At 38.9% G+C, this 13,298-nt stretch carries 11 protein-coding genes and 2 tRNA genes; 2 read left to right on the top strand and 11 right to left on the bottom strand.

Features of this window, described 5'->3' with window-relative positions:
- Window positions 1–46 precede the first annotated feature (46 nt).
- Window positions 47–2,533: a stage II sporulation protein E gene (spoIIE, locus tag V7112_RS03900; RefSeq protein WP_335415729.1), complete on the bottom strand. Its 2,487-nt coding sequence runs from the start codon at window positions 2,531–2,533 to the stop codon at window positions 47–49.
- 353 nt (window positions 2,534–2,886) lie between these two features.
- Here spoIIE and V7112_RS03895 point away from each other — a divergent pair.
- Both V7112_RS03895 and V7112_RS03890 read left to right on the top strand, forming a co-directional pair.
- Window positions 2,887–2,963 (top strand) — tRNA-Met (locus V7112_RS03895).
- Between the two features lie 10 nt (window positions 2,964–2,973).
- Window positions 2,974–3,045, top strand: a tRNA-Glu gene (locus V7112_RS03890).
- 112 nt (window positions 3,046–3,157) lie between these two features.
- Here the strand turns inward: V7112_RS03890 and V7112_RS03885 are convergent.
- The 10 genes from V7112_RS03885 to V7112_RS03840 all read right to left on the bottom strand — a co-directional run bounded on the left by V7112_RS03885 (window position 3,158) and on the right by V7112_RS03840 (window position 13,256).
- Window positions 3,158–3,580, bottom strand: a complete 423-nt coding sequence (locus V7112_RS03885; protein ID WP_335415725.1) for a S1 domain-containing RNA-binding protein — start codon at window positions 3,578–3,580, stop codon at window positions 3,158–3,160.
- Window positions 3,581–3,660: 80 nt separating this feature from the next.
- Complete coding sequence (locus tag V7112_RS03880) at window positions 3,661–4,035, bottom strand: FtsB family cell division protein (RefSeq protein WP_335415722.1); 375 nt, start codon at window positions 4,033–4,035, stop codon at window positions 3,661–3,663.
- A gap of 15 nt (window positions 4,036–4,050) precedes the next feature.
- A complete protein-coding gene (gene yabQ / locus V7112_RS03875) occupies window positions 4,051–4,686 on the bottom strand; it encodes a spore cortex biosynthesis protein YabQ (RefSeq protein WP_335415719.1) in 636 nt (211 codons plus the stop codon).
- The gene (gene yabP / locus V7112_RS03870; protein WP_335415716.1) at window positions 4,683–4,988 is read right to left on the bottom strand and encodes a sporulation protein YabP; all 306 of its coding nucleotides are present in this window, start codon (window positions 4,986–4,988) and stop codon (window positions 4,683–4,685) included. Before yabP ends, yabQ begins: the two co-directional genes overlap by 4 nt.
- A 113-nt stretch (window positions 4,989–5,101) precedes the next feature.
- Entirely contained in the window at window positions 5,102–5,362 is a 261-nt protein-coding gene (locus V7112_RS03865; protein WP_335415713.1) for an RNA-binding S4 domain-containing protein, read from the bottom strand.
- 15 nt (window positions 5,363–5,377) lie between these two features.
- Window positions 5,378–6,826: a nucleoside triphosphate pyrophosphohydrolase gene (mazG, locus tag V7112_RS03860; RefSeq protein WP_335415710.1), complete on the bottom strand. Its 1,449-nt coding sequence runs from the start codon at window positions 6,824–6,826 to the stop codon at window positions 5,378–5,380.
- Window positions 6,823–8,448 carry a putative polysaccharide biosynthesis protein gene (locus tag V7112_RS03855; RefSeq protein ID WP_335415707.1) on the bottom strand — a complete coding sequence of 542 codons (1,626 nt, stop codon included), beginning with the start codon at window positions 8,446–8,448 and terminating at the stop codon, window positions 6,823–6,825. The genes mazG and V7112_RS03855 overlap by 4 nt, the downstream gene beginning before the upstream one ends.
- A gap of 128 nt (window positions 8,449–8,576) precedes the next feature.
- Entirely contained in the window at window positions 8,577–9,113 is a 537-nt protein-coding gene (gene spoVT, locus V7112_RS03850) for a stage V sporulation protein T (protein ID WP_335415703.1), read from the bottom strand.
- Window positions 9,114–9,360: 247 nt separating this feature from the next.
- A complete protein-coding gene (gene mfd, locus V7112_RS03845) occupies window positions 9,361–12,897 on the bottom strand; it encodes a transcription-repair coupling factor (RefSeq protein ID WP_335415701.1) in 3,537 nt (1,178 codons plus the stop codon).
- Between the two features lie 128 nt (window positions 12,898–13,025).
- On the bottom strand, window positions 13,026–13,256 hold the full coding sequence (locus V7112_RS03840; protein WP_335415698.1) for an anti-sigma-F factor Fin family protein: 231 nt from the start codon (window positions 13,254–13,256) through the stop codon (window positions 13,026–13,028).
- Window positions 13,257–13,298 lie beyond the last annotated feature (42 nt).

Genomic DNA, 13,298 nt, shown 5'->3' with positions numbered 1-13,298 from the left:
TATAAGGATGGACGAAATATATGATTTTTAAACCTCCTTAGATGTGTTAGATGGCTTTACTTTTCGTTTTGTTGTACCCATACGCAGGAATCGCTGCCCATTTTGGTGTATTATGTTTGAGTTTAGTCACTACAACAGTCATATCATCTTCAATTTGACCAGATCTTGTTCGGATTACCTCCTCCATAATGAGATCCGCAATCTCTTGAGGGTCTTTCGTTTGAATTTCCTTTATCTTACGTTTCATCCACAAATCATAGTTTTCAACATGCTTAGGACCTTCGAAAATTCCATCACTCATCATGATTAACAAGTCCCCAGCCTTCAATTGCTCATCTACTACCTCCACTTCAAAGTCCTCAATGATTCCCATTGGTAGATTACTTGCCTGTATTTTACTAATCTTATCTCCTCTCTTTATATAACTTGGCGTAGAGCCGATTTTTAAAAACTTCGCACTCGCATCCTGTAGGTCAATAACTGCTAAATCGAGAGTAGAGAAAATCTCATCTGTTGTTCGTAGCGAGAGAATGGAGTTAACAGATTTAATCGCCACCTTCTCCTCAATACCTGATTGAAGAATTTTCTTTAATAACTCCAATGTTTCATTGCTTTCGTAATGGGCTCGTTCACCATTCCCCATTCCGTCACTGATGGCAACCGCATGCTTTCCAGCGCCTAACTCAATTGTTGAAAAGCTGTCCCCTGATACTAATCCGCCACCCTTAGCAGCATGAGCAACACCTGTCTCAATGACATATGCTTTTGCCGAACCAAGTGTCACGTGACAATACCCATTTGGAAGGCTTGAGCATTCTTCATTTTTGACGAGAATTGTTTCCTCCAAAATATCGGATAGCATTGGCGCAATTAATTTTTCACACTCCCCACTTCCATTGCAATATGGAATACTTAATTCAATATCAACATTTCCTTGTTCCACACTGTAAATTTCAACATGCCCAATTTGAATTCCAAACGACTGCAATGCATCTAAGATTTCCTCTTCTAACAAATAATGATTTTCACCTTCCCTTTGAATTTCATTTGCAAAATCACTCATTACCTGAGAGACACCTAATAATTGATCAGCTACTAGTTTTCTACTCTCCTTTACTTGTTTTTTTAGTTTTTGATTTGCCTGATAATATGTCAACTCCTGTTCAATAGCATCGATCACTTTTTTCGATCGTACACAATGCTTGTCCCAGTCCCTCGTAAGCTTGTGATTGTATTGAATTGAATTTGTATCACAACCATGCATAATATCTTTCATATAGTCATATGTTTTATTAAAGTTCTTGGACCAGCACGCCTCCTTTTTAAAACACGATTGACAGGTCTTTTCCGTTACATTGCTTAAAAATAGATCGAGTTCACGGTCTTTGTCCTCTTCATCAACGGGATACCCGTATTCTGAAAAACTATTGGACAAAGCTTCAAACACAGTTGAAAACTGTGAAACGCGATTTGCAGTCACATCACGAATTTTACGTAGATATTGCTGTTGCTCTGCGTGATGCTCAGGTGTTCCTGGAATATTTTTTGCCACTTTGCCTATTAAGCTCTTAGGCGTTAGTAAAAATAACAGAATCGCCACACCGGATTCATATAATGTAGGAATAATTTGACTAGCCCCTTCACCGTAAAGCCCAATTAAAAGGGTTCCTACAATGAGTCCAATTGCAACACCTGCCTTTTTGCCTTCTTTTAAAAGACCACCTAATAAACCAGAAAAAGCGAGAAGACTCATTTGGTACAAGCTCGTGACATTTGCTAAACTTAAAATAAGTCCGGATACAACCCCTACAGTTGAGCCAATCGTTGCCCCGGCAACAAACGCAAACAAGAGGACAACATATCGCGATAGTATATTGGAAATGGACATTTCATAGACGAGCCATCCCATTGTACCTGTTAACACAGAGGCAATTAAGATGATCAAACAAATAACCTCTTCTGTTTTAAAGGTTTGTCTTCTTCGTCTTTCTGTTAACAATGGTACACTCTGCAAAAAAATGAAGGTTAATATAAAGGCTAGCCCAGAGCCGACACCAATCATTACGCCATCATGAATGGTAATTGTTCCTTGTGTAACATAAAGAATTCCTACTTTTGCAATGGCTGATGCGATTAACACCAGAATTGGTAAAGCTTTGAGCAAATCTACTTTAAATCTTTGAAGAACCTTATAGATTACAAGAAAAAGGGCAATTGATAGGAATGTAAAAATAGTGACATCGGCTGAAAGGGTAAATGATCCGGCGATAACAGCTGCCATCGCGAGTCCCGCTTTTCCCTTTTTCATCATAAAGACTGCCGCAAAAAACGGTAATGCGAAGGGGGTTAATTCATTCAGGATGAGGGCCCGTCCTAATAAAAAACCTACGACTCCTAGTAAAAGCCCTTTCAGTAGAAATAGATTTTCAAGTTTGGCTTGTAAACGATGAAACCATCTGGACACTGTGTCTTGTGTTTTTTCAATGCTTACCTCTGTAATTGGCCCGCTCAGACTTCGCTCTATTCTTTCCATTTATAAACACTCCCCGTATTTAATAGTTGTTTGTAATTATACAGTTGAAGGAATTCGTATTTTGTCAAAACAACAGAAGCGAAAAGGAAAATCATTCGACTGCTTGTCCAGTATTCCAACAAAATAAATGTCATATGGCGAATTTTAGGAGTGTAATTTGGTAGGTTTGTAAAAAAGTTCATAGATTTTTTGCATGTATTGTGCGAATTTTTGTATTATTTACCTTCAATACAAAAGATATTGACGAACGAATAGACACAAGGTATTATATAACTTGTGCTTACTTACTAGAGTTTGAGAAAGAGATTGTCGAACACTATTAAATGGCTCAAAAAGTATCTCCATTTATTTATGGCGGTGTAGCTCAGCTGGCTAGAGCGTACGGTTCATACCCGTGAGGTCGGGGGTTCGATCCCCTCCGCCGCTACCATAAAATTTTAGGCCCGTTGGTCAAGCGGTTAAGACACCGCCCTTTCACGGCGGTAACACGGGTTCGAATCCCGTACGGGTCATACAAAAAGCTAGTGTACAACACTAGCTTTTTTCTTTTGCCTAAATAATGAACACACAAAAAAGCACCCGATTGGGTGCTTTATCTATATATATTTAAGCTACGGCAGCAGGTTATCCTCTTCTCGCTCCACGCCCACCACGTTTTGATTCAGTGCTGCGCTTTAAGGAAGTTAGACGATCTTCACTGTCCTTCAGAAAGCGACTCATTTTTTGTTCAAAGCTTTCAGTTTTGTTGTGATTACGTTGGTCGTTCCTGTTATTTCGTGGACCATTGTGTCGCGGACGTTGTGGTTGTTGTGTTTCTTTTGCTTTTTTAATGGATAAACCAATTTTTCCATCTTTCTCAACATTAATAACCTTGACCTCTACTTGGTCGCCAACCTTTAAATGCTCATTAATATCTTTAACATAATTGTCGGCAACCTCACTTATATGGACAAGTCCAGTTGAGCCTTCTGGCAGCTCCACAAACGCTCCAAAATTCGTAATTCCTGTTACCTTCCCTTGAACCTTGCTGCCTACTTCGATTGACATAAAAAAAATGCTCCTCCTTAAATTTGAAAAAAATCAATTTATTATATTATACATAATTTAAAATTCAAGTGTCAATAAGACTAAGACCCATCACCAACTTTAAAAATAATTTCTCCTTCCTTAGATAGAAAATAATCCCTGCGAATTATTTTTTCAATATACTCATCACTGTTGAGTTTTACCACTTCCTCTTCAAGAAGAACCTGTTCATCTTTTAGGGTGGTGAGCTGCTCTTGTAATTGTTCCTTTTTAGCTGCTTTTTCATCCATCGTCTTGTGTTGTGATACAACCATTGAAATAAGCCCATAAGAAATGATTGCCGCCAAGACAAAAAAGGCAATCAATCTTCTCATCAAGCCTTTTCGTTTCACCTGATGGGCTTGTTCCTGTTGTTTATATTTTTCCATATAGGTTGATTGTAGCTGTGTAACATTTTTCTTTCGAACTGCACTCATTGTAAAGAATGCCTCCTATTGTTTCCTTATCTTCTTCCACCATTTTATCAATATAGGTTTGATATTCTCTACTTTTTTTAAAAGTCCTGCACACTTTTGAAAAATCTTTTCTACATATTTCGTAAAGGTGGTTGGCAACAGCCTCCAGATTATGATTCCAATCCACTTTATAGGAGCAAAACATATTTTAATGATCACCCAACAGATCTTGAGAAGGATTCTCCCAAATACGAGGAGAACATTGAATATCCCCAACAGAATCACAATAATGAGCTGATAAAGCATTTTTATGGGTCGAACGATGAGAAAGTCACCGGTTCGAAGTAAAAATTTGTATAAACGTATGATGGCTTGAATGATATGTTCCAGTGTTCTCATATAAATAGTTTTGATGAGGCTTTGGTATGCGGCAAATCCACATAAAATCGCGATAAATACGTAAAATCGCAGTTCTCCCTCATTGACCAACAATAGTGTATAAAAGAACAACAGGCCTTGTACCACCCAAAAAAGAATGTCATTGATAAAAACGAAAAAATGCTTTCGTCTTGAGCGCTTTAAAAAGCGTTGGTACGTGTCAAGAGAAGCACCTAGCCAACCTCCCATGCAAATCATTGCGAGTAATGTGTAAAACTGGGTGGTCAGGGTCATCTAAATAACTTGCTAAAGAACCCTTTAGCCTTCTCCGTGGAATGTTCGTCCAAATAGCTAATATCATAGACTCTTCCCTTAATTGAGACAATGCCTTTTTCCACATCTAAATTTTTCATTTGCAGGTTTTGGCCACGAATTGCTAGGAACCCCATAACAGTTTCAAGTAAAAATTCCTCATTATCAAAGCTTTCTACCTGTTTTACCCCTGTTATGTCAAGAAGCTTACGACTTCTCATGATCACATCATGCTCTTGTACGGTTCCTTTATTGGATGGTGTTCCATCATAGTATTGGTTCATCTTTTATCCCCCACATTCATACTTAAGTAGTCTCAAGCAACTACTTGTTTAATAGTAAAATGTATGAGTTTATGGTGGGATTTAGAACAAGCCTTACGCAAGATTATCGAATGTCACGCTTCTACTTTTTCCTCTTTCACTACGGAGTAAAGCTTGTTTGCATCTTCCTTTTTTGTAGTTTCTTGAAGATCCTCAATTTTCACAGTTATAATTTTCTGGCCAAAACGAATGGTTAACTCATCCCCGATTTTCACATTGCTGCTTGCTTTTGCAGCTAAGCCGTTAATCAAGATTCTCCCTTGATCAGCAACCTCTTTTGCTAGTGTGCGTCTTTTAATTAAACGTGAAACCTTCAAAAATTTATCCAATCGCATGTTCTTCACCTCTTTCTATAACCCGGCTTGTTTCGCTTTTTCCCAGATGGCATCGAGCTGTTCTAGGGTTTGATCCTCAAACGTTACCCCTTGGTTTCTGAGTTCTTCTTCTATAAATTGAAAACGTCTTGCGAACTTTTGATTCGTCATCGCAAGTGCTTCTTCTGGGTCAAATTTATAAAATCTTGCTATATTGGCTAAAGCAAAAAGGATATCTCCAAACTCTTGAATAGCCTCTCCTCTTTGTTTCCCGGCAACCGCTTCCTTGTATTCCTGTATTTCTTCAAAAACCTTTTCCCACATAGGTTCGACAGCATCCCAGTCAAATCCTACTTTTGCTGCCTTTTTTTGATATTGAACAGCCTTCATTAAACCTGGAAGACCTTTTGTGACATCATCTAAAATTGACTTTTCTTCCTGAGCGCTGCCTTTTTCCAATCGTTTGATTTGCTCCCAATTGGTCACGACTTCCTCTGCAGTATCTGCTGAAATATCACCAAATACATGCGGGTGTCTCCGAATCATTTTTTCGGAAATTTCGCGAATAACATCATCAATGGTAAACATGCCCTCTTCCTCGCCAATTTGGGCGTGAAGGAGAATTTGAAGAAGCACATCCCCTAGCTCCTCTGTTAAATGTTCATCATCTTCACTGTCGATTGCATCAAGCACCTCATAGGATTCCTCTAGCAAATATTTTTTTAACGACTCATGGGTTTGTTTTTGATCCCACGGACATCCACCAGGGCCTCTTAATGCACCGATAATTCTTCTAAAGGTGCGAAAATCATGGTAAAGCAGCTCTTCCTCTTTCACAGGCGGGACATATACGCTTGTTAGATTGTTTACCTCAACTCCACGATCCAATTCATACAGAGGAACTTTCGTCACTTTTTCTTCCTTACTTCCCGCTGCTGTTACGATATACACTTCGTAATCATCAGGTAATTGCTCCATTAGCGTTAATTTTACATTGGATGCAATATATTGGTCATACACCTGACAAATGATGATATGCTGTGATAGCTGAAGTTCATCTTTTTCAAGGGATAAGGCGTCAAGGAATTGAAACCCTTCAATTGGGTCAATCTTCAAAGATGCTAATAACGGGTCAATAAAGCTCTGACCACCCTCAATTTGAACCTGAAGATTTTCATCCGCAAGTAAAAGTTGAGTTGTCTTTTCTGCTACCATTGGATGCCCCGGTACTGCATAGACTATATCCTTTGTTTTCGCTTCATTTTTTAAAACAGCTACGATTTCATCATAAACCGCTTCAAATTGGTCATGCTTTTCGTAAATCTCGTCAAAGGATTGATAGGTAATTCCTTCGGCTTCTAATTCCTTTATCACTGGATGTTCCTTCGTTCGAAGAAACAAATGCTCAGTTGCTAAAAGTTTACGATATATACCAAGTGGGAGCTGTGATAAATCTCCCGCTCCTAATCCTATAATGGTTATCATACGTTCTTACCTCCCTTAAGTAACCTAATTAAAAAGGTTCCTTTTGATCCAATTGGGATTTCCGAGAGCTCTTCTTCTGAAAATACATTCCCTCTCAGAATAAAAAATAGATAGATGACCCCTCCAATAAAAACAGAGGATAACGCTTCAAAACTTGCGAATGTACGACTTTCACTTGCTATCGGAAAAAGATAGTGCAAGCTCCATGAATAACAAAAAATAACGAGCATCATTACGACTGTTGCAAAAAGGATATGGTAAAAAAATGTCCAGTTGCTCAGCACCTTTGGCAGCTTCCTTTTCAAGATAGATATATGTATAACAGTTATTACCCCAAAGGCTACAAGAGTTGCAACAGCTGCTCCAATGGTTTCGTATCTTGGTACAAGCAGAAGATTAAAAATCCATTTTAAAAACATTCCACTAATAACGACAATGGCAGGTATAAATGGATGACCTAACCCTTGTAAAATCGCAGTAATGGATTGTGACAATGTCGTAAATAAAATCGAAAAGCCGATGATCATTAAAACATTTGTTCCAAGGTCGTTTCGAAATAGCATAATATTTGTTGGTTCTAAGACACAAGCAAGACCTACTGCTGCTCCAAGTCCCACAACAATACTTAACCGGAATGTTAAATCGACCTTTTTTTGAATAAAGGCCATATCGTTCCTTGCCTTGGCACTTGCGATGAGTGGAACAAGCGATAATGCCAAGGATGTGGCAACTACTGTTCCAAGCTGAAGCAAAGGCTGGCCTCTGTCGTAAATTCCCTTTACCTGTTTCGCGGCTTCCTCATCCATTCCACCCGAAACTAACAAGGAGTACACAGTGAAGGAATCAACCAATTGAAATAGAATTAATAATAAAGCACTAATACAGATTGTCATTCCTTGAGTCAAAAGAATTTTGACAATCTCCAGTGTCTTTATCGATGCTTTTTGAAATATTCGTTTTTGATTGGTCCTTTTCCTTTTCAATAAATAAAACAGCAGAACCGAAATCGCCGCAAGCCCACCAGTAATCGAACCGAATATTGCTCCCGCTCCAGCCTCATATGCGCCATAGCCATATTCCAATAAAATAAATGACATGAGTAAAATGGTAATGACGCGAATTGATTGTTCCGTTACTTGGGAAACAGCGGTTGGAATCATATTTTTATGACCTTGAAAATAACCACGGAAAACAGAAATAAACGGTAAGAGTAAAAAGGAAAAAGAGATTACCTTTATAAGTGTTGAAAGCTCTTTGTCACCCATCCAGCCAGCAACCATTTCCGCTCCCCAGTATAAAAAGCTAAAAAGAACAATTCCCATTCCGAGTAAGGTCATTAAGGTGATATAGAGTATTTTTATGACAGAAGCTTCGTCACGTTGTTCCAATTTCTCTGCAAGAAGCTTTGAAATAATCACTGGAAATCCATATGTAGAAAACACGAGGACAATTCCGTAAATCGGATATGCCTGTTGATATATGTAAAATCCGATATCCCCCGCAATGTTTTGGTATGGAATCCGGTATCCTGCACTAAGTATCTTGGTGATCAAACCGGCAAGAGTAAGGGCAAATGCACCTTCCCAAATTCGTTTTGACCGCTCTGCGGATTGGACGTCCATCGCCCATCTCCTTCCAATCTGATTTCCTGTGTATTATAACATATTACATGTGCAAGCTAGGAAAATTCCTCCCTAACGGAAGAAAAGGTAGCTAAATAGCTACCTTTTCCATCTATTGTGCTTTTATATTACTGTTCCATCTGTCGGGCTAAGAATCCAGCTGCTGTTTCAACTGCTTTTTGTTCTACTTCTCCAAGCGTCTTTTCTTTTGATAAAATCACAACTGCACCAATTGGATCTCCATTTGCTATTATCGGACCGATTGTATATGATGAGATTGTTTCATCGGCACCCTCTACGATGGATACTTGGCGTTCTTCTGTTTCTAAAATAGAGGACCTGTCCTCCATCGCTTTTTCGATTAGTTCACTTATATTTTTATTTAAGTATTCTTTTTTGGAGCCTCCTGCAACCGCAATAAATTGATCACGGTCACAAATAAGTACTTGATGCCCTAGACTATCAAAAAGGGCCTCTGCATATTCCTTTGCAAAATCGCTAAGTTCACTAATCGGAGAATATTTCTTTAAAATAACCTCTCCATCACGGTCAACAAAAATCTCTAATGGGTCTCCCTCTCTAATACGTAACGTTCTGCGGATTTCTTTTGGGATTACTACTCGACCTAAATCATCAATTCGACGAACAATACCAGTTGCCTTCATTCATGATGCCTCACTTTCATCTGATGATTAAAGAATAGTGGTGATTAATGTACATTTTGTCTAGATTTGAATAAATCACCATTTGCTGTTGAGTTTAGTATCTTACACCAACAGAGTTCTATTCACGATGATTGTGATTTTTCGTAGCAGGAAAAATTAACCATACATCCGAACTATAGGTCACTATGACTTTGGTTCTATTCGTCCGAATTATTAAGCATTACTGCTCGAGGTCAATGAACCTTTATTAAACCGCATTTACATTTTCCTTTTTCACATTTTGCAACCCTTTTACTATTTCATGGATAATACCTAACCATTGGTTTACATCTAATCCCTTTGTTTGGATGACTATTTTTAATTTACTGCCTTCCATTCCGAGACCGACCATTCGACCAATTGTATTTCCTAATTTAAATATCATCCCGCCATCAATTTGGCTACTTGCCTCTTCAGATAAAAGAATCGTGATTTCCTGTTTAACCTGTTTTATAGAGATCACCTGCTCGGCTAATGAAAAGACCTTAATTTTGGCAATCTTGAATAGATCATCTACCTCTTTTGGGTATTCACCAAAGCGATCAATCATTTCCTCTTGGAGTTCCTCAACATCCTCCATTGTTGCAATACCTCTAAAACGCTTATACATATCAATTTTTTGGCGGCCATCTGAAATGTAGGCGTCTGGAATATACGCATCCACTTCTACATCAATTTCCACATTAGCCTGTTTTACAGTCGGTGTATCACCCATTCGTTCCTCAATAGCCTCTTTTAGCATTTGTGAGTATAGGTCAAATCCGACAGAATCAATAAATCCATGCTGCTGCGCTCCTAAAATATTACCTGCACCGCGAATAGATAAATCACGCATTGCGATTTTAAAGCCTGATCCGAGCTCTGTAAATTCCTTGATAGCTTGAAGTCGTTTTTCGGCGACTTCATTCAATACCTTATCCTTCCGATGCGTAAAATAGGCGTATGCAATTCGATTTGAACGCCCTACACGGCCCCTGAGCTGATAAAGCTGTGAAAGACCCATTCGGTCAGCATCCTGCACAATCAATGTATTCACGTTCGGAATATCAACACCTGTTTCAATAATGGTTGTTGTCACGAGGACATCGAATTGACCATCCAGGAAATTTAAAATCACCGATTCAAGTTCATTCTCCGTCATTTTTCCGTGAGCATAAGCAATCCTAGCATCAGGAACAAGCATGGAAATTTCTTCTGCTTTACGCTCTATATCCTCAACCCGGTTATATAAAAAGTACACTTGGCCGTCCCTTGCCATCTCCCGTTCAATCGCTTCTCTGATCAATTCACCATTGTACTCAACCACATAGGTTTGCACAGGGAACCGATTTTCAGGTGGTGTTTCAATTACAGATAGGTCGCGAACACCGAGCATGGACATATGAAGTGTCCTTGGGATTGGTGTAGCCGTCAATGTAAGAACATCAATATTTGCTTTTAATTGTTTGATTTTTTCCTTATGTGTAACACCAAAACGTTGTTCTTCATCAATAATTAACAGACCTAGATCCTTATACGTAATATCCTTAGACAAGATGCGATGTGTTCCAACAACAATATCAATCGTTCCCGCCTTTAGCCCTTTTATAACCTCTGTTTGCTGTTTCTTTGAACGGAAACGACTTAATTGTCCAATTGAAATAGGAAAGTCCTGAAACCTTTCACGGATTGTTTCATAATGCTGTTGTGCCAATATCGTGGTTGGAACTAGAATAGCTACCTGCTTTCCGTCCATGATTGCTTTGAAGGCTGCACGAATTGCAACCTCTGTCTTTCCATAGCCCACATCACCACAAAGTAGACGATCCATTGGACGCTCCCGTTCCATATCCTTTTTAATTTCATTTATAGATCTTAACTGATCCACTGTTTCCTGATACTGAAAGGATGCCTCAAATTCCCGTTGCATTTCTCCATCTGGAGAGAAAGCAAATCCCTTACTTGCTTCACGCTCTGCATAAAGCTTTATTAAATCATCCGCAATATCCTGTACTGATGATTCAACCTTCTTCTTAACACGCTTCCAGTCGGTACCACCTAATTTGTAAATCTTCGGTTCCTTGCCTTCAGAAGCAACATATTTTTGCACCTGCTCAATTTGTTCTACCGGTACATAAAGCTTGTCATCACCCTGATAACGAATATGCAAATAGTCCTTATGGACGCCATTGATTTCTAATGTTTCAATTCCTAAATACTTCCCAATCCCATGGTTAACGTGTACAACGTGGTCACCGACATGTAATTCGGAATAGCTTTTAATCCGTTCAGCATTTGAAAGCTTTTGCTTTCTTTTTGTCTTTTGCATTTTTTTCTTGAAAAGCTCTTCCTCAGTGATGACCGCTAATCTCTGTAATGGCAATTCAAACCCATCCTGAAGATCCCCAAGCATAATTTGGGCTTTTCCTAGCAAAATATCTCCATCACTCTTATTAGTTGATGCGTTGATCTCATAGTCAGACAAAACCTGTTCAAGCTTTTTCACCCGCTCCTTGTTTGAACCGAGGAAAATCACAGAATAATTCCCTTTCTGCCACCGTTCAAGTTCTGTTTTTAGAACATGCATCTGGCCGTGGAAGTTTTGCATCTGTTTACAGGACATATTTAAAATGTTCTGCGGACTTGTATGAGGTACATGCCTTAGAAAAAGAGATAAATAAACCAACGGATTGGTTGAATGTTGAAGTAGCTTTGTGAAAGAGTGTGACAAGGTCATATTATGGATAATCTCACCTTGTGATAAAAGACTTGTCACCCATTCAGCCTCTTCCTTATCAAGACTATCTGCCATATCCTGGATTCTACTAATTTCATCTAAAATAACAAGCCCATTTTTAGGTACATAGTCTAGTAAACTAGCAGGCTGGTCGTAGATAAGGGATAGATACTTAAACATTTGCTGTAAAACTTGCCCATTTTTTAATTGTTCAAGCTCGTAAGAAATATTTTCTATTAACAGTTCCTTTGCTTTTTCATCCTTAACCTTCTTTAAACTTTTGGCCAGTCCTTCCTCTAATGCATGAGCGCCTTTCTCTAAATGTATTGGCGTTAGTAGAATTTCAGTTGCTGGTCCAAGCGTGACTGAGTTGATTTTTCCTTGTGAACGTTGGTCCTCAAGTGAGAATGTGCGGATTGAATCCACTTCCGTATCAAATAACTCAATCCGCACTGGATTTTCCTCAGTTAGCGGATAGATATCGAGAATCCCACCTCTTACACTGTATTCACCCGGTGCTGATACCATTGACACCCGTTCATACCCCATCGCAACCAGCTTTTCTAATGTGTCTGCAACCTCAATATCAAGTCCGACCTTAAATGTCAGCTGACTTTCTTTCCATAACTTTTTAGGCGGAAGTAACCTTTTTAATCCTGCAATCGGAGCTATAATGACTCCTTTGGATTGGTGGCTCCAATAATTCAGTGCCTCGATTCTTTGCCCTTTAAGCTCAGGGCTTGCGATACCTATTTCTGATGCAATTAATTCATTGACTGGATAGAGAAAAACCTCATCTTCCCCTAAAAGCCCGTTTAAATCCTCATAAATTTTTTGGGCCTGGAACAAATTATGAGTAACAACCAGGATAGGTCGTTTTGTCTGTCTATATAGCGCTGCCGTTAACACGGTGCGAGCAGATCCGGATAAACCAGCAATTAACTGTTCCCGCAAACCTCCATCTATTCCGTTTATAATCGATTTTAACTCATCATTTTTTCCAACATACTGCTGTAGTCCCTTAAGCAACTCGGTTACCCCCTCTCTAAGTTCGTAGTCTTACCTTTGATTTCAGTCGAACTTAGGAATCTCAAGTCTTTATCTTACTGTAAATAGAAAAACGCTTTGGTGTGTAGGCCAAAGCTTTTTCCTTTATTTTATTGAATAAATGATTCATATTGATGTAAATCAGGATTGCGTTGTAATGCTTCCTGACAATCCTCACATATTGTTTTTACATGAATGTCGCCATTTGATTGGTATGAAATCATCTCTTGTCGCTCTTGGTCTGTTAATTGATGGAACCCGAGACTTTCACTATGTAGGGACAAGTTATCAATGCTACCAACCTTCACGCCACAATGTCGACAATGGTAGTGTAGTGACATAAGAATCCTCCTTAATAAAATGCGCCTTGGCGTATTTGCGCC

It is taken from the genome of Bacillus sp. JJ1566, from assembly GCF_036962685.1.
Taxonomy (GTDB): domain Bacteria; phylum Bacillota; class Bacilli; order Bacillales; family Bacillaceae_L; genus Ferdinandcohnia.
Note: the sequence above shows the minus strand (reverse complement) of the source record. Positions and strands in the feature narration are given on the sequence as shown.

Bases quoted from the DNA above. Each gene is read 5' to 3' on its own strand.
- V7112_RS03840 (WP_335415698.1), bottom strand. From the start codon at position 13,256: ATGTCACTACACTACCATTGTCGACATTGTGGCGTGAAGGTTGGTAGC.
- mazG (WP_335415710.1), bottom strand. From the start codon at position 6,826: ATGATAACCATTATAGGATTAGGAGCGGGAGATTTATCACAGCTCCCA.
- spoIIE (WP_335415729.1), bottom strand. From the start codon at position 2,533: ATGGAAAGAATAGAGCGAAGTCTGAGCGGGCCAATTACAGAGGTAAGC.
- V7112_RS03885 (WP_335415725.1), bottom strand. From the start codon at position 3,580: ATGTCAATCGAAGTAGGCAGCAAGGTTCAAGGGAAGGTAACAGGAATT.
- V7112_RS03865 (WP_335415713.1), bottom strand. From the start codon at position 5,362: ATGCGATTGGATAAATTTTTGAAGGTTTCACGTTTAATTAAAAGACGC.
- yabQ (WP_335415719.1), bottom strand. From the start codon at position 4,686: ATGACCCTGACCACCCAGTTTTACACATTACTCGCAATGATTTGCATG.
- yabP (WP_335415716.1), bottom strand. From the start codon at position 4,988: ATGAACCAATACTATGATGGAACACCATCCAATAAAGGAACCGTACAA.
- V7112_RS03855 (WP_335415707.1), bottom strand. From the start codon at position 8,448: ATGGACGTCCAATCCGCAGAGCGGTCAAAACGAATTTGGGAAGGTGCA.
- V7112_RS03880 (WP_335415722.1), bottom strand. From the start codon at position 4,035: ATGAGTGCAGTTCGAAAGAAAAATGTTACACAGCTACAATCAACCTAT.
- spoVT (WP_335415703.1), bottom strand. From the start codon at position 9,113: ATGAAGGCAACTGGTATTGTTCGTCGAATTGATGATTTAGGTCGAGTA.